The sequence below is a fragment of the Chrysiogenes arsenatis DSM 11915 genome, from assembly GCF_000469585.1.
In the GTDB taxonomy this organism is placed as follows: Bacteria; Chrysiogenota; Chrysiogenetes; order Chrysiogenales; family Chrysiogenaceae; genus Chrysiogenes; species Chrysiogenes arsenatis.
This window is the reverse complement of record NZ_AWNK01000005.1, coordinates 293,190-316,147: the sequence shown is the minus strand read 5'-3', so window position 1 is coordinate 316,147 and position 22,958 is coordinate 293,190. Positions and strand designations below refer to the sequence as shown.

General features: G+C 51.2%; 24 protein-coding genes. 9 read left to right on the top strand and 15 right to left on the bottom strand.

Annotation, left to right across the window (positions count from 1 at the left end):
* Positions 1 to 277: 277 nt before the first annotated feature.
* Positions 278 to 487, bottom strand: coding sequence for a hypothetical protein (locus tag P304_RS0103895; RefSeq protein ID WP_027389477.1), 210 nt, complete (start codon positions 485 to 487; stop codon positions 278 to 280).
* Positions 484 to 2,076: a tetratricopeptide repeat protein gene (locus tag P304_RS13885; protein WP_152514480.1), complete on the bottom strand. Its 1,593-nt coding sequence runs from the start codon at positions 2,074 to 2,076 to the stop codon at positions 484 to 486. Before P304_RS13885 ends, P304_RS0103895 begins: the two co-directional genes overlap by 4 nt.
* A gap of 26 nt (positions 2,077 to 2,102) precedes the next feature.
* Here P304_RS13885 and P304_RS17010 point away from each other — a divergent pair, with 26 nt between their 5' ends.
* Positions 2,103 to 2,384: a hypothetical protein gene (locus P304_RS17010; RefSeq protein ID WP_160165007.1), complete on the top strand. Its 282-nt coding sequence runs from the start codon at positions 2,103 to 2,105 to the stop codon at positions 2,382 to 2,384.
* 178 nt (positions 2,385 to 2,562) lie between these two features.
* On the opposite strand, the gene P304_RS0103880 is transcribed toward P304_RS17010, so the two are convergent.
* The 9 genes from P304_RS0103880 to P304_RS13880 form a co-directional block, all read right to left on the bottom strand.
* Positions 2,563 to 3,249 (bottom strand): helix-turn-helix transcriptional regulator, encoded by a 687-nt coding sequence (locus P304_RS0103880; RefSeq protein WP_027389475.1) that lies wholly within the window; start codon positions 3,247 to 3,249, stop codon positions 2,563 to 2,565.
* Positions 3,250 to 3,434: 185 nt separating this feature from the next.
* Positions 3,435 to 3,752 (bottom strand): hypothetical protein, encoded by a 318-nt coding sequence (locus tag P304_RS0103875; protein WP_027389474.1) that lies wholly within the window; start codon positions 3,750 to 3,752, stop codon positions 3,435 to 3,437.
* Between the two features lie 143 nt (positions 3,753 to 3,895).
* Positions 3,896 to 4,735, bottom strand: a complete 840-nt coding sequence (gene mutM / locus P304_RS0103870; protein WP_027389473.1) for a bifunctional DNA-formamidopyrimidine glycosylase/DNA-(apurinic or apyrimidinic site) lyase — start codon at positions 4,733 to 4,735, stop codon at positions 3,896 to 3,898.
* A 3-nt stretch (positions 4,736 to 4,738) separates the two neighbouring features.
* Positions 4,739 to 6,529 (bottom strand): PAS domain S-box protein, encoded by a 1,791-nt coding sequence (locus tag P304_RS0103865; protein WP_027389472.1) that lies wholly within the window; start codon positions 6,527 to 6,529, stop codon positions 4,739 to 4,741.
* 94 nt (positions 6,530 to 6,623) lie between these two features.
* Entirely contained in the window at positions 6,624 to 8,774 is a 2,151-nt protein-coding gene (locus P304_RS0103860) for an FAD-dependent oxidoreductase (RefSeq protein WP_027389471.1), read from the bottom strand.
* Positions 8,771 to 9,496: a DUF3047 domain-containing protein gene (locus tag P304_RS0103855; RefSeq protein WP_236613297.1), complete on the bottom strand. Its 726-nt coding sequence runs from the start codon at positions 9,494 to 9,496 to the stop codon at positions 8,771 to 8,773. Before P304_RS0103855 ends, P304_RS0103860 begins: the two co-directional genes overlap by 4 nt.
* The gene (arsS, locus tag P304_RS0103850; RefSeq protein ID WP_027389469.1) at positions 9,493 to 10,470 is read right to left on the bottom strand and encodes an arsenosugar biosynthesis radical SAM (seleno)protein ArsS; all 978 of its coding nucleotides are present in this window, start codon (positions 10,468 to 10,470) and stop codon (positions 9,493 to 9,495) included. The genes P304_RS0103855 and arsS overlap by 4 nt, the downstream gene beginning before the upstream one ends.
* Positions 10,471 to 10,578: 108 nt before the next feature.
* Entirely contained in the window at positions 10,579 to 11,247 is a 669-nt protein-coding gene (locus P304_RS0103845) for an NrsF family protein (protein ID WP_027389468.1), read from the bottom strand.
* A complete protein-coding gene (locus P304_RS13880) occupies positions 11,234 to 11,800 on the bottom strand; it encodes a sigma-70 family RNA polymerase sigma factor (protein ID WP_160165006.1) in 567 nt (188 codons plus the stop codon). Before P304_RS13880 ends, P304_RS0103845 begins: the two co-directional genes overlap by 14 nt.
* 269 nt (positions 11,801 to 12,069) lie before the next feature.
* Between P304_RS13880 and P304_RS0103835 the strand changes: the two genes are divergently transcribed.
* Both P304_RS0103835 and P304_RS0103830 read left to right on the top strand, forming a co-directional pair.
* Positions 12,070 to 13,263 (top strand): AAA family ATPase, encoded by a 1,194-nt coding sequence (locus P304_RS0103835; protein WP_027389467.1) that lies wholly within the window; start codon positions 12,070 to 12,072, stop codon positions 13,261 to 13,263.
* Entirely contained in the window at positions 13,260 to 13,850 is a 591-nt protein-coding gene (locus tag P304_RS0103830) for a DUF4276 family protein (protein WP_027389466.1), read from the top strand. Before P304_RS0103835 ends, P304_RS0103830 begins: the two co-directional genes overlap by 4 nt.
* A 15-nt stretch (positions 13,851 to 13,865) precedes the next feature.
* Here P304_RS0103830 and P304_RS0103825 read toward each other — a convergent pair whose 3' ends face one another.
* The 3 genes from P304_RS0103825 to aroF all read right to left on the bottom strand — a co-directional run bounded on the left by P304_RS0103825 (position 13,866) and on the right by aroF (position 15,359).
* Positions 13,866 to 14,081, bottom strand: coding sequence for a hypothetical protein (locus P304_RS0103825; RefSeq protein ID WP_027389465.1), 216 nt, complete (start codon positions 14,079 to 14,081; stop codon positions 13,866 to 13,868).
* A 4-nt stretch (positions 14,082 to 14,085) separates the two neighbouring features.
* On the bottom strand, positions 14,086 to 14,277 hold the full coding sequence (locus tag P304_RS0103820) for a hypothetical protein (RefSeq protein ID WP_027389464.1): 192 nt from the start codon (positions 14,275 to 14,277) through the stop codon (positions 14,086 to 14,088).
* Between the two features lie 65 nt (positions 14,278 to 14,342).
* Complete coding sequence (gene aroF, locus P304_RS0103815; protein WP_027389463.1) at positions 14,343 to 15,359, bottom strand: 3-deoxy-7-phosphoheptulonate synthase; 1,017 nt, start codon at positions 15,357 to 15,359, stop codon at positions 14,343 to 14,345.
* Between the two features lie 287 nt (positions 15,360 to 15,646).
* On the opposite strand from aroF, the gene hemB reads away from it, so the two are divergent.
* Genes hemB through P304_RS0103800 form a run of 3 tightly spaced genes read left to right on the top strand, consistent with a single transcriptional unit; the run spans position 15,647 to position 18,583 of the window.
* The gene (gene hemB, locus P304_RS0103810; RefSeq protein WP_034763935.1) at positions 15,647 to 16,633 is read left to right on the top strand and encodes a porphobilinogen synthase; all 987 of its coding nucleotides are present in this window, start codon (positions 15,647 to 15,649) and stop codon (positions 16,631 to 16,633) included.
* A complete protein-coding gene (locus tag P304_RS0103805; protein ID WP_027389461.1) occupies positions 16,630 to 18,270 on the top strand; it encodes a putative manganese-dependent inorganic diphosphatase in 1,641 nt (546 codons plus the stop codon). Before hemB ends, P304_RS0103805 begins: the two co-directional genes overlap by 4 nt.
* Positions 18,271 to 18,274: 4 nt before the next feature.
* On the top strand, positions 18,275 to 18,583 hold the full coding sequence (locus P304_RS0103800) for a c-type cytochrome (protein ID WP_027389460.1): 309 nt from the start codon (positions 18,275 to 18,277) through the stop codon (positions 18,581 to 18,583).
* A 3-nt stretch (positions 18,584 to 18,586) separates the two neighbouring features.
* On the opposite strand, the gene P304_RS15965 is transcribed toward P304_RS0103800, so the two are convergent.
* Positions 18,587 to 19,297 carry a response regulator transcription factor gene (locus tag P304_RS15965; protein WP_051321380.1) on the bottom strand — a complete coding sequence of 237 codons (711 nt, stop codon included), beginning with the start codon at positions 19,295 to 19,297 and terminating at the stop codon, positions 18,587 to 18,589.
* Positions 19,298 to 19,422: 125 nt separating this feature from the next.
* On the opposite strand from P304_RS15965, the gene P304_RS13870 reads away from it, so the two are divergent.
* The 3 genes from P304_RS13870 to P304_RS0103780 are packed head-to-tail and all read left to right on the top strand — an operon-like array spanning position 19,423 to position 22,917.
* Complete coding sequence (locus P304_RS13870; protein WP_152514479.1) at positions 19,423 to 20,595, top strand: peptidase U32 family protein; 1,173 nt, start codon at positions 19,423 to 19,425, stop codon at positions 20,593 to 20,595.
* Entirely contained in the window at positions 20,585 to 21,733 is a 1,149-nt protein-coding gene (locus P304_RS0103785) for a U32 family peptidase (RefSeq protein WP_027389459.1), read from the top strand. The genes P304_RS13870 and P304_RS0103785 overlap by 11 nt, the downstream gene beginning before the upstream one ends.
* Positions 21,730 to 22,917, top strand: a complete 1,188-nt coding sequence (locus P304_RS0103780) for a YbfB/YjiJ family MFS transporter (protein WP_027389458.1) — start codon at positions 21,730 to 21,732, stop codon at positions 22,915 to 22,917. Before P304_RS0103785 ends, P304_RS0103780 begins: the two co-directional genes overlap by 4 nt.
* Positions 22,918 to 22,958 lie beyond the last annotated feature (41 nt).

Here is a 22,958-nt window from a genome sequence, read left to right as displayed (position 1 = left end):
AAACCGCACTACGTGCCAGAGAGTCAATCAACCTACATGCTATGGGATAGCTGTGCCTAAAAAACAACCAAAAGGGCGATAAAAAAACGATAAAATAACAAAATCATGGCAGCAAATAATCCGCAACTACTTCCAACCTCGCGACGATTCAATTTACTGATCTAGCAACCCCAGATCCTAAAAGATATTTTCATGTAACATGGCGGTAGCCGCTGGGCTTGTCCAACAAACGGTTCAGATCGTGGCTCGCTTCGCGATTACGATCTAACCTTATCCGCTAGGCGTTTTTCTTGATAAACGCGGCGATTTCAACCTCCTTGGTTTTTGGAAATATCCATCCCCCAAGGGAATTGTTCCAGCGGCCACCAAGCTCTTTTCGTTGATCCTTGATCGCCTTTGTGTCGCCTTTCACCAGAAACGACTTAACTTGCCCGTCTTTCTCGTAGTCCTCCATGTAGACACGACCTTCCTTAATGATTTTTTTCAATGATGCGCCCTTGAAAGAAATAGGCAAAGATTTTCTTTCAGACTGGAAGCCACTATATTTAATGTCTTTTCATCTTGGGTCAAAAAGCCGATGCACGAGATGCGCGTATCGCTTGGCACACCAAGAAGCCCTGTTTGTGCTCCATCTGTTCTCTTTCGTTTGTAAGTGCCGGAAAACGTCGAACCGGTGACTTTTCCCGTCAATTCCACTGCGTAATTGCTAACGCTAAGGCCGACTAACTCCTCTGACCAGCTTGCCTTAAATGAGCCATCTTCTATTTTAATGCTTACTTGGTATTTGCCACTGAGAACCCACGCACCCTCAAGTAGTTCACTTTTTCCAAGATAATACTGTTCAAGGTAAATACGAATCGATTTTTGGCGAGATAGCGCTTTGCTGCTTAGCTCACTCCATTTTTTCTCTTCTTTTTCCTTTCGTTCGTGTATTGTGGCAAGCAAGCTATAGATATTCTGGTGGGTGTCTTTCTCTTCAAGTGCTTTCTGTGCAATTTCTTCTGCTTCACTGACGAATCCGGCATCCAACAGAAGGTAGCCTTGATTTGCCATCGCCAATGTGTTTTTTAGCCTAGCTGACTTTTTATAATTGTCTGTGGCTATGACCTTAAGGCCGGCCTCTTGAGCTTGAACGCCAAGATTATTTAATGCGGTTGAGTTATCGCTATCAATACTAAGGAGCGTTACGTAATTGCTTATCGATATCTCATCCACATCCTCATTGCTTGCGGCATACGCAGAGTTAAGAAGCTCGCCTCTATTACTGGGATCGTACTCCAACGACTTGTCTTTGCAATATACAGATACTGTCTTATTCCCCAGCGATGACTCTATGGTTGAGAGCGCTTCGTAAAGAGACGACAACTGTTCATCTTCTTCGGTTTCCCTAAGCCGCTTCAGGATCTCTGATTTTGCTTCGTTAGCTTGGCTGTCTTTATTTAGGGCGTACGCTAGATTAACTGTAGCCCTAGTTATCAATGACGTGGATTTGGCTTCATTTTTTGCGGATCGCCATATTTCAATTGCCTTCTTATGTTGCTTGCTATCGCTCAGGAAAAATGATAGCCACGTAAGTACGCTAAATCTAGACTCTTCTGTGCTTGCGGACTTGGCTAGCTTTTCAAGTTCTTCGATAGCGGTGTTATCTTTCCCTTTTTCGAACTTGAAATATAAATAAATGGCTTTGTTTTCTTCTAACTTAGACTGATCTTTTTCATCAAGCGCATATGCCTTAAACGCCGCATCAGCATCTTCAATGCGACCATCTGAGAAGGCTGTGTGCATTTCAAAGAACCAATTTTGATCTTTTTCCCTATCCTGGATTTTTTCTTCTGCACCTGAAGAACCTGGCTTCTCTATCGCTTCTTCTAATGGCGCGGTTTTCTTTTCATCGCGGTCCGTTGGCACTGTCTCTATGCCAACTTTCGAATCTCCGTTTTCGTAGAAAAACGACTTAATTCTTGAAATCAGACCAGATACGGCGTCTCTATATATGTACAGCAATAACATAACCGCGATAGTAGTTGCGTTATCAGAGAGAAAGCTCGTAATTATCGTCAATATCTCGACGGCCATGGCTGGTTACTCGTTCATTGTTTTTCTTGCCTAACAGTGCAATAAATGGAATTTTTTCTGCATATCACACCCCTATATATGGAAAATTTTCCGTCTACCCTGATATTGAAGGGCAAAACACGGAAAATCAGCAGGCTTATTTTTCCGGCTTGAAAGATGCCGCATTTTCCATTTATTCCGATATTACAGGCAAAAACACGGAAACCCGCGCCAGTTTCACTCATATTATTTACCTGCGTTTCCTGCTTGCAACGCAGCACTTATCGCATACTGCATACATTTTGTCATTACGTTTTTGGGTCAATTGATTGCAAGCGTGGTTGCGGTGTAATTGTCGTCACAACTATTTCGACAGAAGTCCCCCCCCTCCGCACGTCGTTCATCCGAAATGACCATAATTTCCACCTACAAGCACTCAAACTGACAACCAGCAGATTCAGCACATATGCCGCAACTTATCGTTCTGCATACTCTTATGACTACCCCCTAATCTTTTGCGTTTTGCGCGGCGAGGTAGTTTTCGAGGTTTACATCAAGCGGCAGTGGGCTGGGTGCGGCGGTTTGGGTTATATGCTCGATTCGATCAATGCGGAAGTCGCGGTAGCCCATCCGTAACGTACACCAGGCACCAAGTGTCCATTTGCCACCCCAGTAGAAAAGTCCAAGTGGGTACACTATTCTTTCGGTGTGTGTTTCTGCAAGTGATTGGTACATAAGGAAAATATGCTGCTTTTCCTTTATGGCTTGATAGAGGATGCCCCACATGTGCCGAATGTCGTGGTGTTCCGCCACTGGTACTTGCGCCGACGGTGCACCGGGCTGCGCGTGTGTTATGGCGTGGTCGGGAACGGCAGCTTCAATTTTACAGAGCAACGAACGGGCGGCTTTCGCAAATTCATCACCTGTGCGCGTCGCCACCATGTTGACGCCAAGGATAAGTGCCTCCAGTTCTAACGGGGTGAGTTGCAGCGGCGGCAGTTCGAACCCTTCGCTCAGGCGATACCCAACGCCGGGTTCACCGTAGATGGGGATGCCGGACACGGAAAGGTCATCGATGTAACGGTAAATGGTGCGTTCGGATACACCAAGCTTTTCCGACAACATTCGGGCACTGATGGGCTGATATGCTCGAAGAATGTTGGTGAGTTGAAAAAGACGATCGGACTTTCGCATGTTGCGACCCCTTTACTGAATACGCGGAATGCGCTTTGCAAGCTGCGCTTTCTCTATCGCGCTTATCATTTCTCTGGCGGCCATTTGCTGTCGGCAGGAATGCCTTCATGCTCTAACACGCTACATTGTGGCGTAGCACTTCCCCTTCGCGGCACCGATGTGCGCACCGCGAAGGGGCGCATGATTTACCCGATCCGCTCCCAGAAGCTCATTTCGACAGAATCCATGTCGATTACTTCTAGGTATTTCAGGGTTGTTTCGTTTTCCATCCACTCGTTACAGATTGCTTTTGCAATCTCCGGAGTGCTGGCAAGCGCGACGTCAGCATACACGCCGCCATCGCCTTTGAGAAGAAAGTGCCCGAGAAGCCCTTCTTTGGTAGCAAGAAATTTTTCTTCAACCTCCCGTGCCAACGTCAGCAATTGCGCTTCGCTCACCCCTTGACGCAATTTAAACAGAGCAAACTCCAGCCCACCAAAATGTTCAATGCCGTTCAAAATCATACGGTGCCTCCTTGTGTCGAATAGGCGCACGGTACTTCATGTTCCTGACAGCATTGTGTCAGGAGGGACAGAACTTTTTGCGGCAATTCCCGAAGAAATAACTCCCAATAGTTACGGGGAGGCAGAGAGATAACACGCCGCACCTATACGGCGGTGAACACCTGACACGCTGGGCAGATATGGGTGCCGCGTTGTGCGACGACGAGCCGCACGATGGTGGTGCCACAGCGCGGGCACGCCATTCCGGTGCGGCGGAATACGCGCAGGTCGTCTTCGTTACGTCCTTGGCGGTAGGCGACAGAGTAAAAGTTCCCCGCACCGCTGCCAAGGCTGGTGCCCATGTTGGCCAGTCCGCGGCGCAGCACTACCGGTATGGCGTGCGCCAAGCGTTCAAATGCGTCGATTTCCAGTGTGTTCCCCGGTGTTGCCGGATGAATGCGTGCTTCCCACAGTGCTTCATCGGCATAGATATTACCAATGCCCGCAATCAAATTTTGATCCAGCAGGAGTGCTTTGATTGCACGGCTACGCTTGCCGTAGAGTTTTTGCAGTACAGTGCTATCAAGCGTTTCTTGAAGCGGCTCACGTCCGAGATGTCCGAGGACGTTTTCCAGCGTTTCATATACGCAGAAACGGGCGAATTTGCGCGTGTCGTGCAGTCGGAGGGTTTGACCATCGCTGAAGGTGCAGATCACGTGTTCATGTTTTTCGCGCGGAATGTGTTGTGGCACAAGATGCAAACGTCCGGTCATGCGGAGGTGGATGACGATGTGTCCTGTGGGGGCAAGGTCGGCGATCAGATATTTGGCGCGTCGCCAAAACCGCACAATCGTGCGGCCGACAAGGGCATTTTGGAGTTCATTTTCGCTGAGTGGTTCACAGGTACGCGGCCAATAGCAATTCGCAACGGTAATGGTAAGCCCGGTGAGATTGGCGCGATTGAGGTCGTCGGCGACGGTTTGTACTTCGGGGAGTTCAGGCATCGGCTACGCAATCGGAAATTCGAGGCAGCAACGGGTGCCTTCTGCCTTTATAATCGAAAACCGTCCACCAATTTGCTGGCTGAGGATATCTACCAGTACTAAACCAAATCCTTTATTGCGTGTGGCGTCAAATGCTTCCGGGAGCCCAACGCCGTTGTCACTGAGTGTGAGTGTAACTCTGTTTTCGGTTTGTGTTACGACAACCTCAACTTTGCCGGTGCGGTGTCCAACAAAAGCATATTTCATGGCGTTGGTAAGGAGTTCATTGACAATGATGCCAAGCGGAAGTAGCTGTTTTGAGTTGAGCATAAAGTTGCCAAATTGCGTGTTAACATCAAGCATTCTTTCGCCAGCAAAGAGTGCGATCACGGATTTGACTATGTTTTCCAAATAATCGCCAACATAAAGGTTGTTATAGTCATCGGCAATGAGCATTTTTTCGTACAGATTGCTCATGCTTTTAATCCGGCTGATGGCCTCGTTCAGCGCTAGGGCGACTTCGGGATTAGGAGTTGCTTCGGCTTGTAGCGAGAGGAGGGCGGCAATCGAAGCGATATTGTTTTTTATCCGGTGGTGCGTTTCGCGCAGCAGAATTTCTTTTTCCTTAACTTGTTGGCGGAGGGTTTCTTCTGATTGTTTGCGGTGTGTGATGTCGGAAAAGGTGCAGACAAATTGTCCCTGTTTGGGGCTGAATGCCGCAACTTCAAAATGTTTGCCAAGCTCACCAAAGAAATTTTCAAACCGCGTTGGTTCGCCCGTTAATGCAACTCTGCCATAGGTTTCAATCCAAAACGGTTCCGTTTCTGGGAAAATTTCCAGTACGGTGCGTCCCACAACGTGACTGACGGGCAAGCCAACCATCTTTTCGAATGCTGGGTTGACGTCCAGAAAACGAAAGTCGATGGGCGTTCCTGTCTTATCGCAAATGATTTCATGGAAAGCATATCCGTCAATCATTTCCTGGAAAAGCATGCGGTAGTTATGTTCCGCTTTGCGCTGCTCGGTGATGTCGTCAAAGGTGGCATGGACTTGATACGGGGCAGTTTCGCCAGCGTGAAAGAGGGGCGTGGCCGTAATTTGTAGCCAGATATAGTCATTCCTTTCGGGATGAAACACGCCACGAATCACCGGCCCACATTTTTTCCCTGTTTGGAGCGAAACCATTGCTGGGTGATCTTCGCCGGCCACGGGTGAGCCATCTTCGCAAATCATCTTCCATCGCGGATCGAGCGAGGATAGCCCTGCCATTTGTTCAAACGTCAATCCCAGAATCCGCTCTGCAGCAAGGTTGGCCGAAATAATCTCTCCATGTGCAGATTGATAAATAACCCCTTGCGACATCGTTTCGAAAAGACGGCGATGTTGTTCTTCACTCGCCTGCAATTTTTCTTCATGAAGTCGGCTTTCGAGTTTGGCGTTGAATAGTTTGAGCGCCATTTTGATTGATACGAGCAGAACGGTATCGCCAGAACCTTTGACAATATATCCGTAAGAGGTGATTTTTTCGGTTTTTTCAACGATGGCCTGAGCCGTGTGTGAGGAAAGAAAAACGAGTGGCAAATCGTGCTTGGCAAGAATTATCGCGGCAGCTTCGGTGCCGTCAATCCCGGAACCAAGATCAATGTCCATCAAAATAAGGTTTATGGAGGGTTCGGAATCCGCCATTTCAATGGCCTTGGCTCCGGACGTCGCGAGGAGAACCGTGTAGCCATGTTTTTCTAGAACCCTTTTCTGCACTAAGGCGATAAGCGCTTCGTCTTCCACCAACAGAATCGTGGTTGTTTGAGGTGTCACCGAATATGTCCCTTTCGCAGTCAGTTGTCGGCAGCGATCCGCCATAGCCTAAGCACAATCATGGATAGCATATACTGAAAAATCACGATAAAGTCTATCCCCGTCGCCACGCATGCCAGCGTTCTACCGCACGCAAAATCCCTTGTGGTGCATGGGATTTTTTCCAGTTACCCGCTGCAAAACGATTCGCTTCGGCGTAGGTTGGGTAGATATGAATCGTGCCGAGCACTGTATTGAGGCCGAGTTTGTGCTTCATTGCCAATACCCATTCCGCAATAATGTCCCCCGCACGTGGGCCGATTATGGTCACACCGAGGATGGTATCTTTGCCCGGCACCGTTAGCACTTTGACAAACCCTTCGGCGCAGTTGTCGGCAATGGCACGATCCAGGTCGTCAATTCCATAACGGGTCACTTCAAAGGCGATCCCCTGCGCGGTGGCCTCGGCTTCCGAAAGTCCAACCCGCGCTACTTCAGGGTCGGTAAACGTACACCACGGAATCACGCGGTAATCGGCAGCAAACTGGTGCAGCGGGCGGATCAGTGCATTGACAGCGGCGTACCACGCCTGATGCGACGCGGTATGAGTGAATTGATACGGCCCGGCAACGTCACCACAGGCCAAAATATTGGGATATTTTGTTCGCAAATAGGCATCAACCGCAAGAGTGCCGGCCGGAGTGGTTGTAATTCCCAACTCCTCCAGCCCAAATCCCTGCGTGCGCGGCTGACGTCCAAGGGCGATTAAAACGGCATCGCAAGGGATGGTGATGGCTTCGCCGTCAGCTGATTGAATAAGGAAGTGATGGATGCCATCGCCACCAGCGTGAGGGCGCACTTCCAGCGCGGTGTGGGCGGTCAACACACGAATCCCTTCACGTTCAAATATCTGCTGTATCAACGTGGCCACGTCATCGTCTTCGCGTGGTAAAAGCTGACGATTACGCTGTATAATCGTCACTTCGCTTCCCAGACGGGCAAAAGCCTGTGCCAGTTCGCAGCCAATAGGGCCGCCGCCGAGCACAATCAGCTTGGGCGGAAGCGCCGTGATACCCCAAATAGTGTCGCTGGTGTAGTGTGGCACATCGCGCAGACCGGGAATATTGGGGAGAACAGGAGCTGCGCCGCTGGCGATGATGATGTTGCGCGTCGTCACTTTTTTCCCCGCCACATCGACCGTAAACGGCGAATCAATATGGGCTTTTCCAGCAATACACTCCACCCCAAGGGCGCTATAACGTGCGACAGAATCGTGCGGTTCAATGTGCGCAATGGCCTGTTTGACGGAACGCATTACCGCCGGAAAATCGACCGCCATTTCCGGTGAAGCAATCCCGATGTCAGCGCTGTGGCGTAGCGTATGGCGCACTTTGGCGGCATGCAGCAGCGATTTGCTCGGCACGCATCCGGTGTTCAGGCAATCGCCCCCCATTTTTTCGCGCTCGACTAAAAGCACTTTGGCTTTCAGTGCCGCACCGATGTAGGCGCTCACCAATCCAGCGGCACCCGCACCGATCACCACAAGATCATAGTCAAACGTTTTGGGGTGCGGGTAAGCAGCATAGGCGCGTTTGGCCTGTACCAGAGCCGCGATACGCCGTGCGAAGAGTGGCAGAACGCCGATGAGCGCAAATGAAAGAAGCAGCGTTGGCGAAAGAATCCCCTGCAAGGAATCAAGCTGTCCAAGCTGCGTTCCCGCATTGACATACACCGCCGTCCCCGCCAGCATTCCGATTTGGCTGACCCAATAGAACGTTATTGTGCGCATCGGCGTCAGCCCCATCAGCAGGTTGATGACAAAGAAGGGAAAGATTGGCACAAGGCGCAAGGTAAACAGATACAAGGCGCCGTCGCGTTTTACCCCATCATTCAAGCGTTGTAATTGTTGACCAAACTGTTTTTGTACGGTGTCGCGAAAAAGGGTGCGCGCCAGTAAAAAAGCACAAGTTGCACCGATGGTGCTAGCGAAGGAGACCAGCAGCAGCCCAGTCGTAAAGCCAAAAAGTGCGCCCCCTGCTAACGTCAAGATTACCGCCCCCGGCAGAGAAATAGCCGTGGCAATGACATAAACAATAAAGTAAAGCGCAAGGGTTGCCACGGTATTGTCATGGTGAATTTCCGCCCATGCCTGTTGCTTGGCTTTCAGGGCTTCAAATGTCAGCAGATCGCCGAAAAAATGATACAGCCCGAACCAAAGGGTGATGAGCACCAGTGCGATGAGTAGATTGCGGTAGCGTGGTTTCATCGGGTGTCCTTATGGCCACAAAACGTCGCTGGATCGCTCTCTTTTGGCGCGGTGAGGAGTTGAATGTCGGCGTAGTATCCTGTTGCAGTCCCTCCGGTATTGTCGGCATCCGTCATAATCGCGATGGCTCCGGCGCGCGGCGGCGCTTCGCCAAAAATCGCCTGATAGTCGCGGTAGATGTTGCGGCACTCGGTGTGCCATATTCCCGCATCGCCATTGCCGCTGCGCACCGCTACCATGCGGGCGTTGTCAAAAAATGGGTTGGGAATTACCTCGCCCTGTGGAAGCCGGTTTGCCCAAATGTAGTTGATGCTTTGGGTTGCTGGTTTAAACCATTTAGGGAAGACCACATAGACACGCGCGGGATAGTCGTCGCCCGCTTTGGTGCGGGCATCGCCCAGCGGAAGCACCTGATCTATCTTCCAACGCCATTTCAGGATGGGGTACACGGCAGGGTCAAAATCAATTTCGTAGACGAGGCCGGAAGCGGCACCATTTGCTTGCGCTCGCATGATCGGTTTCCCGGCTTCGTTCAACTGCTGATAGGTTGTCGGTGCCGTCTTGCGGAAGGTTTGTTCCTGCCATTGATCGCCAAAGTCGAGTGTTTTCGCTGGCGGCGCGGACGCTACGGGGGGAGCAAGTAAGAGCAGCAGAGCAATCAAGAAAACGGCTTTGATAAATATGTGGCGCACATTCACATGAATAGCGAAACGCAATGTCACGCCAGCGCTCCCCCGCAAGAGCTTCCCGCTCCTGCTGTACAGCCAAAGCAGTGTTCGGCGGTGGCAATGTTGTGCGTTATTTCGTTCAGTGACGCGATATCAAATATCGTCGCCAGTTGATTTCCGGCGGGTAACTCCAATGCTTGGTTAAAATCGCAGTCATAGAGTGTGCCATCGTAGCCAATGGATATCTGGCTGGTGCACATCAGGTGGTGCGCAGCGGCGAGGTTAAAATTATCGCGCAATAGCTGTAAATATCCATCGAGCGCCCCTTCATGCTGGAGTAGATCGCGGTAGCGGGTGATGGGCATATTGGCAATGGTATAGAGATTATTGAACACGATGCCGTAGTGCTCGCCAAGGTGCGCTTTGTAGGCGTCTTCGAGTTTATTTTGCGCGGGTGGCAAAAATCCACCGCTGGGGTTGTAGACGAGATTCAGCCGTAGCAGCGAATCAACCGTACCGTATCCTAGGCTGTTGAGGAGTTGCAGCGCGGCGATGCTTTTGGCAAACACGCCGTCGCCACGTTGCTGGCAGACGTTCTCTTCGAGATAGCAGGGGAGGGAGGCGATGACCTCCACGTGTTGTTCCGCGAGAAACGACGCCGTATCCTCTTGCCCCGCTTCAAAAAGAACGGTGAGATTGCAGCGATTTAGCACATGTTTGCCCAGCTTTCGCGCTTCGCTTACTAAAAAGCGAAAGTTGGGGTTGATCTCAGGCGCGCCGCCGGTAATATCAAGCGTGGTAACGGTGGGGCTGGCCGCAAGCAAGGTGAGAATCCGTTCGGCAGTTTCGCGGTTCATGCTTTCGGTACGGTGTGGCCCCGCCGCGACGTGGCAGTGTCGACACGTCTGATTGCAGGTCTTGCCAAGGTTGATCTGCATGGTGGTGATGGTGGCTCGGCGCAACGCAATGATCTGTTCCGCAAGAGTTTGGTTGAATGTAAGTGGGGTAGTGGCCGTCAAGTTCGTCATATTGGTTCTCCGGAGTAATGTTCTCTTCTCAAACGTGATTCGCGGGACACACGCAAAGGTTACGCGATATTTTTACGGTAACGGATTAAAAATATGCGCGACCCTGATTTAAGGAATTTTATGGTTCTTTTTTTTCCACACTGCCGCAAACAAAGAGCGTCCGAATGCTCCGCCGAGGAGGGTAAGAAGAATCACCGGGAAAAAGTGCCAAACGATCAGTTGTGTTGGATCGTCGCTGGCTTCGGTAATGCGTAGCAGGATATAGCCACCGGAAGTAGCGGCGAGGCCGATCATTGCTCCGGCCCAGCGTGGTTTTGTGGGTGCGCCCCGACGAATTGCCACGGTCATCCAAAGTGCTGGGAGGATGGCGTACAAGAGAACGCGCGCCAGACAATCGAAATGGTGATTGCGTAGGCACTCGCTCAGGCTCAGAGCATCGGGCGCGGTGGTGGCGTAGAGAAGCGTTCCCGCAAGTAAGATAAGTGGTAACAGTGGTAGCAACCGTTTCCAACGGCTATCCACGCCATCGGGGAGCGCGAGCCATCCGGCAACCCACAGAGCGCTGGTGGTGATGGCAAGCATAATCGTCAGCTCGCCCCAGAAGAGCGTTTGTTGGAGTTTTTCGGCCAAATCAGGTCGTGCGCCATGCCAAAAAATGAGCACCAAGAAATAGAGCCCCAGCCCGCCTACCCAGTAAGTGATGGTTTTTGCGGGAGATGGAAGTGGCGGACGAGCGCCAGCAGCAGCTAATTGTGCGATCAGGTCATCGGTGCGCATGGTATTTCTCCTCTTTTATCGCCGTGTGGGCCAGTTCTTGTAAGGCTCGGTGTGCGGCGGTTTTCACTGCTGTTTCGCTCATTCCGAGTGCGCGCGCGACTTCGCGCGTGGAATGCCCTTCGAGTTTTAGCATCTGTAGAATGGTTCGTTGTTTTTCGGGTAAAGTTGCAAGAATTTTTATGAGTTGTTCGCGGTCATCAAAAAGCATTTCGTCGGAAGGGATTGCCACTGCTGCGGCTTCGTCGAGATTAACCTGTCGTCGCTCGTGCCGGTAATGGTCGCGCAGGAAGTCGGCCAACTTGTAGCTGGCGATGGCGAACATCCAGTTTTTAAACGACCGTTCAGTATTGAACGTGTGGCTGGAGCGGTGGATAGCCAGCAGGGTTTCCTGCACCAAATCTTCCCCTTCACCCTCTGGCACGCGCGTGGCAAAATAGCTGCGCAGATAAGGTGCTATTTCTGTGAGGAGTTGGTGATAGTGCGTTTGACAGCCCTGTTGTGCATGGTGCATCAGCAATGCGAAATGGTGATCGGGAAAAGGAGATGTAAACACTGTTTTTACTTTTCGATTTCGCGGATGCGTTTGTTGATGAACATGCTTGCCTTCTATTTTAGCTTTTTTTCGCCCAGATATTTTTACTGCTGCCATTCCGTAGTGGGGAATGGCTAAAATTGCAAGGAATTGCTTGCGAAGGAGAATTATTCATGCAAAATCAGGCACAAAACAGTTTGGTGTCGCGAAGCTATTTTAAAAATTCTTTTCCTGTCATCCAAATGTAAAACCAATAACGTAGCCACCACAAGGATATAAAGGAGCAAGGAATGAAAATCGAATCCATCCGCTTGAAAAATTTCAAGGCATTCCGCGACGTACACTTAAAAGATATTCCAGCTTTTCTTGTGGTTGTGGGTGCGAACGGTACAGGTAAGTCGACTCTGTTTGACATTTTCGGCTTTTTACATGACTGTCTGAAAGGAAATGTTCGCCAGGCACTCGATAAGCGTGGACGTTTTGTCGAAGTATTAAGTCGTGGCTGCAATCCGCAATCAGATACTATCCTTATCGAAATTCAGTATCGCATGGTAATAGCCAAAAAGAAACGACTCGTGACGTACTCGCTGGAAATCGGTGAGCAGAGCGGTTCCCCTGTAGTGCTGAAAGAAATATTGCGTTACAAACGCGGTCAATATGGGAGTCCTTTTCATTTCCTTAACTTTGAAAATGGTGAAGGATTTGCGATTACGAATGAAGAAGACTTCAGTAAAGCCGATGAGGAGCTTGAGCGCGAAACGCAAAAAGTTGCGCCTGAAACACTCGCAATCAAAGGGCTGGGACAATTCGAGCGCTTTAAGGCAGCGAATGCCTTTCGCCGCCTCATTGAAAATTGGCATGTGTCAGACTTTCATATTAGCGCGGCACGCGGCCGTAAAGATGCCGCAGGCGAAACGGAGCACCTCTCGCAAACTGGTGACAATTTGCCATTGGTGGCGCGCTATCTGCACGAGGAACACTCAGCTATTTTCGATCGTATTCTCGCTATCATGGCGAAACGTGTTCCCGGCATCGCGTCGGTTGAGCCGAAGCTCATGGATGATGGGTATCTCACGCTAAAGTTTCAGGATGGTTCATTTAAAACCCCTTTTCTTGATCGCTATGTGTCGGATGGTACCATCAAGATGTTTGCCTATCTTGTGCTGCTTTACGATCCCAAGCCTCACCCTCTGCTCTGTGTAGAGGAGCCGGAAAACCAGCTCTACCCACAGTTAATGTCAGAACTTGCTGAAGAGTTTCGGAGTTATGCCAACCGTGGAGGTCAGGTCTTTGTCACCACCCACTCCCCTGATTTCCTCAATGCACTAGAAATAGAAGAAGTGTGCTGGCTCGTAAAGGTGGACGGTTGCACACATATCCACCGAGCCAAAGATAACAATCAGATCGCCGCGTATATTGCCGAAGGTGATCAACTCGGGTATTTATGGAAACAAGGTTTCTTTGATGGGGTCGACCCTCTATGAAAGAGTTAGTGTTCCTGCTCGAAGAGCCCTCTGCTAAAGCCCTGCTAGAATCGCTGTTGCCGCGCTTACTGAATGCTGATGCCGGCATTAAGTTCCGTTGCATCCCCTTTGAAGGTAAGCAAGATTTGGAAAAGCAGTTGGTACGCAAAATTCGGGCGTACCAGAATAGTCAGGCTCGATTTGTCGTTCTACGCGACTTAGATAGTCACCCCGACTGCACTGCGGTCAAAGGAAGATTACTTGAACTCTGTCGTGAGACGGGTAAGGCCGATAAATGCCTTGTTCGTATTGCGTGTCGGGAATTGGAATCATTTTACCTTGCAGATTTGCACGCTGTCGAGCAGGCACTCCAGCTTCGCGGGCTGGCAAAGTGGCAGCAGACCCAAAAGTATCGCGAGCCGGATCAGCTCGGGAGTCCAAGTAGAGAGCTGAAAGCGTTGACAAAACAGCGCTATGAAAAAGTTGCCGGTTCGAGAGCTATTGGCCAGCACCTGAGAGTAGAGAACGAACGTTCACCCAGTTTTCGTAATTTGGTCGCCGCAATCCGGCGTCTGGAAGATGAACTCACTCAGGACGCTCTAAAGTGAGCCGAAAAGAGAGGTTTATTTTTCCAGCTCACGGGCGTACTGGATGCAAGTATTCGTGTCTGGCATCCAGAGTAATCGTTTCATGTCAAGGGTGTCCGCGCAGATGTGGCATTCGCCAAAGGATGGCGAGTCGATTTTGGTGTTCGTCGCGAGCACGTCAATGTCGTGCTGAAGCTGGGTGACCATGGTTGCAATACTGGCTTTGATTTGGGATCGTTCGGCATCGGTCATGTTCTTACCACCCCAATAGGCCGCTAAAAAAGTGCCATCCGAAGACAAGCACGACAACGATAACAATCCACCCTTTAATGCCGATGGCTTGGAACCACTCTTGCCACGACGTTGTTATTGCCACCCCAGTGGTTTGCTGGGGTGGCTGTTTTTGTTTTTTCTTGCGAACACTATCAAGTTGGACAATTTTTTTCATGCGAGCGACAACCTCCACAGATCATGTGGATGATTGTAGCGCAGCTTTCTCACAGACACCATCGGCTAAAGGACTTTTCCGACAACCGCACCAATTTTTTCCATTTCGCGCATCAGTTGAGCGAATTGTTCAATGTTGAGGCTTTGCGGCCCATCACACAAAGCTTTTTCGGGATTGTTGTGGACTTCAATGATCAGGCCATCGGCTCCGGCGGCAATGGCCGCACGCGACATGCTCGGCACGAGTGATGCGTAGCCGGTCGCATGGCTGGGGTCGATAATGATCGGGAGGTGTGTCCGTTGTTGCAAGACAGGGATGGCGCTCAGGTCAAGGGTGTTGCGCGTAGCCGTTTCAAATGTGCGGATGCCACGTTCGCAGAGAATGACTTGCTGATTGCCTTCCGAAAGGATGTATTCGGCGCTCATGAGGAACTCTTCGATGCTGGTCGCCATGCCGCGTTTGAGGAGTGCTGGCTTGCGTGTTTGTCCGATGAGTTTCAGCAGGGAAAAGTTTTGGACATTGCGTGCGCCGATCTGAATGATGTCGGCATACCGTTCGACAAGGTCGAGATCGCGTGGGTTCATCACTTCCGTAACGATGGGAAGTCCGGTTTCTTGAGACGCCACTTTCAGGAGTTTCAACCCTTCTTCGCCAAGGCCTTGGAAGGCGTAGGGGCTGGTGCGTGGCTTAAAGGCTCCGCCGCGCAGCGCTTTGGCTCCAGCTAGCTTTACCCCTTTGGCAGTTTCCACCATTTGTTCTTCGTTTTCCACGCTGCATGGCCCAGCAATAATGGACGCGAATCCATTGCCAAAACGGGCTTCACCGACTTGGATGACAGATGGCGTGGTGCGAGTTTCCATGCTGGCGAGTTTATAGGGTTTTTGAATGGGGACGACGTTGTCGACAGCAGGATGCTTGATCAGATCGAAAATCTGGTCACGGTTACCACTGATGCCGACGGCACCAATGATGGTGCGCTCTTCACCGATAATCAGGTGGGGGGTGAATCCAAGGGCGGTCACTTTTTCGGCTAATGCTTCGCGGTCTTGGACGGTAGCGGTGGACTTGAGGACAATAACCATGGTGTAGACTCCTTAAATGCAAAAATAAAAAACGCCGTGAAGGGTGGCTTCACGGCGTGTGGGTCGATAAACGCAAAACGCCGCGAACAAGCACGTGGCCTGTTCGCGGCGAGGGGTGGCTCGTCAGGGTGCGACAGGCAGATTACCTAAAGTAATACTGCCAAAAAAACGCGAGAGAGTGAGGTTGTTTCGTAGTTATTTTTGTACTCATCAGTTTGGTACTCCCGAAATTTCGTGTATAGTAGGCGCACCAAAAATGGCTGTCAAGCCAAAATTTAGGAGAGATCATGACACCTTCTTTGAGAAAGCCCCGCCGCATGCGCCAAGGAAATTTGATACGCGATATGGTTCGCGAAACGATAGTGACAACCGATGATCTGATTATGCCGCTTTTTGTTTGCCCAGGGACGGGTGTTCGTCAAGCGGTGGGTTCGATGCCCGGTGTGGATCGCATCAGCGTGGATGTTGCGGTGCAAGAGTGTGCCGAATTACGCGCGCTTGGCATAAAAGCGGTTATTCTTTTTGGGATCCCGGCGGAAAAAGACCCACTGGGGAAAGAGGGATACTGCGACCATGGCATTGTACAGACGGCAGTACGGGCGATCCGTGCGGCGGTCAGCGATTTAATGATTATCACCGATGTCTGCCTCTGCGAATATACGGATCACGGCCACTGTGGAGTATTGATTGATGGCGATGTCGACAACGACGCTACCGTCGATTTGCTGGTGCGCGAAGCGGTGTCGCATGCTAAAGCGGGTGCTTCGATGATTGCCCCTTCCGACATGATGGATGGGCGCATTGGCGCGATTCGTCAAGGCTTAGATCAGGCGGGTTTTTCGCATATTCCCATTATGAGTTATGCGGTGAAGTATTGCTCGGCATTTTATGGCCCGTTCCGCGATGCGGCGGATTCGGCACCACAGTCTGGTGACCGTAAAAGCTATCAAATGGATCCGGCGAATAGTCGTGAAGCGATGATCGAAGCTTCACTGGATTATGAAGAAGGCGCCGATATTCTGATGGTAAAACCAGCACTCCCTTACCTGGATATTATTGCCAAATTGCGCGCTAACTTCAGCACGCCGATTGCGGCGTACCATGTGAGCGGTGAATACGCGATGGTAAAAGCGGGCGAAAAACTTGGCTGGATCGATGGGACGCGCGTGATGATGGAATCCCTGCTGTCCATTAAGCGGGCAGGCGCCGATATCATCATCACCTATTATGCCAAAGAGTTTGCCCGTCTACAGCGGGAGGCACAAGAGGGATGAGCGAGATTTACGTTATTGGCCATAAAAATCCCGACACTGACTCACTGTGTTCCGCGTACGCGTATGCCGCGCTAAAAAATCGCCTTGATAGTGCCAATGACTATCAGGCCAAGCGGTGCGGCAATGTCGGGAAGCAAAGCCGCTTTGTCTTTGATCGTGCAGGACTTACCCCACCAGAATTTATTGCAGATGTTTTCCCACGTGTGCGCGACATTATGGCGAAAGATGTGGTGACGGTGCATGAAGATACGCCCATCTGGCAGGTGATGAAGAATATTGATGAACGCAAAATTCGCATGACACCGGTCGTCGACGATTCAGGGCGCTATCGTGGGGTCGTAAGTATTTTAGAAATGGCGAATTTCTTTATGACGAAAGAAGTTGCCCAAAAGCCTGACTATTTACTGCGCCCCGCAAACTTTCCGCAGGTCGTACAAGGGCACTTTCATCAGGAAGGCGATACGGCTGAGTTCCGGGCGAAGTTTCTGGTTGCGGCGATGCCGTTTGAACGCGTCGTAAAGCATATTGAACTGTTGTCGGATAAGCCGGTGATGATTGTCGGTAAGCGCCGCGATATCATCGAACATGCTATCAAAATCGGGATTCCCGCGATTATCCTGACGGGTATTGAAGGGGAAGACGATCTTGATATTGACTTTTCTGCGTATCGTGGTTGGGTATATGTTTCTGCGCGTGATACGGCGGAAACACTGCGTTTACTTGCGTTAAGCGTTCCGGCGAAGGCCGTAATGAACACGAGTATTCCAACGGTCAATCCCGATCAATATATGGAAGAAACGCGTGACGTGCTGTTAAAGGTTGACCATAAAGGGGTGCCGGTGGTGCGCGATGGCCATCTGGTTGGTTTGGTCACGCGTTCGAATATTATTGAACGGGCGCCGCGAAAATTGATTTTGGTCGATCATAACGAAATGACGCAGGCGGTCGATGGTGCTGAGAATAGCGAAATCTGCGAAATCGTCGACCATCACCGCCTTGGCACGATTCGGACGAAGAATCCGGTCACGTTTTATGCCAAGCCAGTCGGGAGTACGTGCACTTTGGTGTATCAGCTGTATCGCCAACATGGCGTGGCGCTTGATCAGGCGATGGCACTGTTACTTCTTTCCGGCGTATTAGCCGATACGGTTATTATGAAGTCGCCAACGACGACAACAGAGGATGTAGCTGCCATTCAAGAGCTAAGCGTGTTAGCGGGTGTTGACGCGCAGGTATATGGTCGTGAACTGTTTGCTGCAACCGACGGGCTAAAGCAGCGTGAGCCGCGCCAGGCGGTGACGGCTGATTTCAAAATGTTTACCGAGTTTGGTGTCAAATTCGGTGCTGGACAGATTGAAGTTGTTACTGTGGTCGACCTGCCAGAAGTGGCACCGGCATTGTTCGAAGCATTAGAAGCGGAACGGCTGGCGAATGGTTTGGATTGGGCTATGTTGCTCATTACTGATATTATCAGTGAGGAAAGTGTGCTGCTTACGACAGGGTACACGGCGGCGGAGAAATTACTCCGTTACCCGAGTAGAGGTGATCGACAATTCAGCCTTCCGGGTGTATTGTCGCGCAAGAAACAACTGTTGCCGGAAATTCTCCGGACGTTAGAGGAACTGAACGGGAGGTAATCCAATGCGATATGCAGTCGTGATGTTCTGTGTCTTGGTGTTTGGAGTGACGGGAGCGCTGGCTGACGGAGCGGCGCTCTATAGAAAGTGTATTGCTTGTCACGGTGCTGATGGCGGAACGCCCCCGCACGGTGGGACTCTGGCGAATATTATCCGTGGCAAGGGGGCTGCTGAAATCGCAGAAACGTTGAAGGGATATCGTGATGATCCGACGTTCGGCGGACGCCTCAAAGGGATGATGCGCCCCAATGTTCGCGGGTTAAGCGATGAGCAGATCAACACCATCGCCAACTACGTTGCAACGCTTCCGTAGTTGTTATTTTGCCATACGTGTGCGTAACTGCTGAACAACCTGATCGACTGATTGTCCGCAGGGCGCCACGGGGCTGACGGTGTCGAATACGGGCATTCCATCGGCGCCAAGCAAAAGAATCTGCCCATCCTGAAAGAGTCTATCAAACGCCGCAATGCATTGTTCTAACACCTCACGAGAGCTAAAGGCCTGTTGTTGGGTTATGTCTGCGGCGATTTTTCCCCGGCTTTGTAAAAAGGCAAATACTTCTGGCAGTACTTGAGCAGCCGTTTGGGTTGAACCTACCACCAGCACATCTTCTGACGATTCTGTTGTGGGGGTGCTGCTGGTTGCTTGTTGGTTGATCAGGGTGCCGATTCGCAGCAAAAGTTCGGTGTGATCAACGGGTTTGATGATATACGCGTCGATCCCCATATCAAGTACGCGGGAAAACATATCTTCTTCGCTATAAGCAGTCGTCAGAATAACGGGAACCTGTGCGTTTTGCTGGCGAATCTTTACGACCATATCAAGGCCGTTCATCCGTGGCATACGAGCATCGGTGATGATGATGTCTGGCGAATGGCGCGTAAAAAGATCGCACCCTTCTATCCCGTCGTTCGCGCAATAGAGCTTCCCGACATGCTTGCGCAAGAAGCGTTCCAAGCTTTCGCGGATGAGTGGTTCGTCTTCTACGTATAAAACGCGAAGTGATTTTAAACTCTGTTCAGACATGATGGTATCCCTCCGAAAGTTGGTGTATTCTAGCATGGAAACGAGGCCGTATGGCGCGTTATTTTCTTGTATCAGAGGAAAATAATACGCCCTTTTTTCCTGCCACTCAATGTAGAAATGAATAGGTGAACCGTTTGTATATTCCTGAATTGCTGGCTCCGGCGGGGAGTCTCGATAAGCTTTATTCTGCCTTTACGTATGGAGCCGATGCTGTCTATATCGGCGGCCCACAGTTTGGCCTACGTCATCGTGCGGGTAATTTCACACTTGAAGATATTGCCATTGGTTGTTCTTTTGCGCATTCTAGGCAGAAAAAAGTCTATGTCGTAATGAATATATTCCCGTGGAATGATGATTTCAATGGATTGGATGAATACCTGCGCCATCTTTGTGAGGTTGGTGCAGATGCGGTTATTGTGTCGGATCCTGTTTTGCAACGAAAGGCACACGAAGTCGGCCTTGTCACGCATATTTCGACGCAGGCCAGTTGCGTTAACAGTGCCGAAGCACAGTTTTGGGGTGCGCGCGGCGCAAGCCGTATTGTGCCAGGGCGTGAACTTTCGATAGAGGCGGCCGCTGAACTTGCCACACGCAGCGGAGTAGAAATTGAAATGTTTGTGCATGGATCGTTGTGTATGTCATTCAGTGGAAAGTGTTTAATCAGTAATTTCACGACCGGACGCGACGCCAATCGCGGCGGATGCGTGCAGAGTTGCCGCTGGGGCTATCAGGTTGTGCAGCGCGATGGTTCGCTCTCTGAATCGCTTTGTCATCCATTAAATTCGTTAGATTTAATGGGACTTCGCTTGCTTCCCATGTTTTGCAAAGCGGGCATCCATTCGCTCAAAATTGAAGGTCGAATGAAATCAAATCTCTATTTGGCGGCGGTTATTTCGAGCTACCGCCAAGCACTTGATGCGTTGGCGTGTGGTGCTCCTGTTGCGTGGGAAAAATTAGAAAAGCGTATTGCTATGGTTTCGAATCGTGGCTTTACACAAGGCTCTCTGGTAGCTCCCGCCGCGCGCGAGAGTGTCGCGTTAGAGCGTTCGGGATATCATGTTGCGGTGGAATATATCGGCGATATTGTCAGTGTGCATGATGGTCGAGGATTGCTGGTAGTGCGTAAATCAGCACGTAGTCAGCACTGCTTGTCTGCGCTGTTGCCGGATGGAACGGTGTTTCCGGTCGGCATCTTGACAACGCTTGATGGCGAACCTGTCGATCACGCTTCGCCCGGGAGCGGTGTCGTTGTAAGCGGGATGAGTCAACCGCATGTGGTGGTGTACCGTGAGCTGTGACCTAGTAGCAAAGGATATCGCACCGATTGCCGCGCGCCTATCCGTTTGTATTGAAACGCCTCATGACCTTGCGGTGGCGCTCCGTTTTGGTGTTAGATCGGTGATCGTTGCGCCGCAAGAGGTCAGCCTGTCGGGCACGCTTGCGCTCGAAACGGCGTGCCAGTTGATTGACAATGCGTGTGCCGCGCCGTTGGAGTGTCAGCTCCTGCTCGACTTTCTCCCGTTTGATAACGATTTTCCCCGTACGCTGGAAGTGGTTCAACGGTGTGTTGAGGCGGGCGTAACGTTCGTTCGGGTGCAGAATATTGGGCTTGCTCTAGAATTACGCCGACGATTTCCGCAGCTTCGTGTGCTACATGAAATAAAAAGTGGCGGTAACCACCGTGGTTATTATCGTGAAATGGAGCAAGTGGGTTTCTGCGGTGCGCTGGTATCTCGCGAATTACACTGGGAAGCCATTGGTGCACTAGCATCCTGTGTGTCAGAAGCATTTCTATTGCAGATACAACTCTTTGGCCGTGTGCAGATTTTCCATTCGGCGCGCGATCTTGTCAGTACGGTGAGCGATGATGCCAGTGTGATGTTGCAGGAAACAACCCGCCCGGACGAGCGTTTTGCATTGCATAAGGCTGGGGCAGGCACGGTTTTATATCATTCGCATATCATGGATCTTGTGCCGCATGTTCCCGCGTTATTACGCGATGAGGTGCCATTCTCTTTTTTGGTCGATCACCGTGGGGTTGCGCCATTGGAAGCGGTGCTTGGATACGTGACGGGGGCGGCGGAATGTCCGGCGATGTTATCTTGGAAACGGAGTGATTTTCAGTTTATGGTGCAGGCCTACTCTGCTACAGAAGAGGATGTTTCGGGCGACGTGATGATGGCGAATGCATCTGTCGTCGCGATTTCGCGCAACGAATATGTGATTGCCGAAGTGGCAACTGTGTTGCGCCGAGGCGAGTGTTATACGGTGAAGACGCCAGAGCAAAAGGTCTTTCGCGCCACACTTTCGGAAATACGCACGTGGTGGGGTGAGACGTTGGATCAGGCGGAGCGTGGTGAGTTTGTCCGTCTGCATTGGTTCAAAGGAGCAACGGTTGGCGCGCGACTCACAGCGACTGAAGGAGCAAGCGGATGAAATGGAGCGAACGAAAATATATTCCCGCACTGGGTGGATTATTGGCCTTAATTGTGGCGATGGGGGCGGGGCGTTTTGCGTACACGCCGCTGTTGCCGTTTATGCAAGACGGTGTTGGCTTTGACGATAGTATTGCGGGGTTGATTGCTTCGTCCAATTATGCGGGCTATCTGGCGGGTGCTCTGGTTTTTGGATATTTGCCACGTGGTTGGCGTGTTGCCGGATTTCGCTTGAGCTTAGTGCTGATGGTGTTGGTGACGGCGGCGATGGGCGTGCTGGAAAGCCTTGCGGTGTGGTATCTGCTCCGTTTTGTGGCGGGGGTGCTCAGCGCGGCTATCTTTGTGCTCGGGTCACTGCTTGTGATGGAAGCGTTGGCGCAGCGCAGTGCGATCCATCTTTCCGGCCTTATGTACAGCGGTGTTGGGGTTGGCATTGCGCTTTCGGCGGTGGGGGTTGCGCCACTGTGTGAATATTGGAGTTGGCAGGGAGCATGGATCGGGCTTGGATTGCTTTCGATCCCGCCGGTTGTGCTCGCGTGGATGTGGGTAAAAAGCGAACCAGCCCCAGTGGCACCCGCTGCTGCGCCGGTAAATACGGCGGTGGTTCAGCATACGGCGGCGACGCCCTCGTTACGTGGTGTCTTTATTCGCCTTGGTTCAGCCTACTTTCTGGAGGGGATGGGGTATGTTGTTTCAGCGACATTTCTTGTTTTAATCATACGCACGTTGCTCGACTCGCCATTAGCAGGGACGATTTCATGGCTGCTTGTTGGAGTTTCAGCGGCAATTTCGACGTCGGTTTGGCCACTGGTAGCCGCTAGGGTCGGTGAGGCGCGAGCTTTGATGCTGGCACATGGCATTCAAGCGGTTGGTATCGTCTGCCCGGTATTCTGGCCGACACTTGCGGGAGCATATGTCGGTTCGATCCTTTTTGGTGGCACGATTATGGGTATTGTGACACTGACCATGATGTACGGTCGCAAGTTGGCACCAGAAAAAGCTGGAGCGGCAGTTGGCCTTTTAACTGCACTTTTTGGCGCTGGGCAAATTATTGCGCCGGCGCTCGCGGGGTATGTGGCAAAAGTTGAAGGGAGCTTTACGCTTCCACTGGTTGCGGCGGCTATCGCTGTGGCGGTTGGAGGGCTTATACTGCTGCCGGATGCACGGAAACGGAAGGGAGCGTGAGGTGTGAAGGCTGTGCGTAGCGTTTTGCGCACATCAAGTAG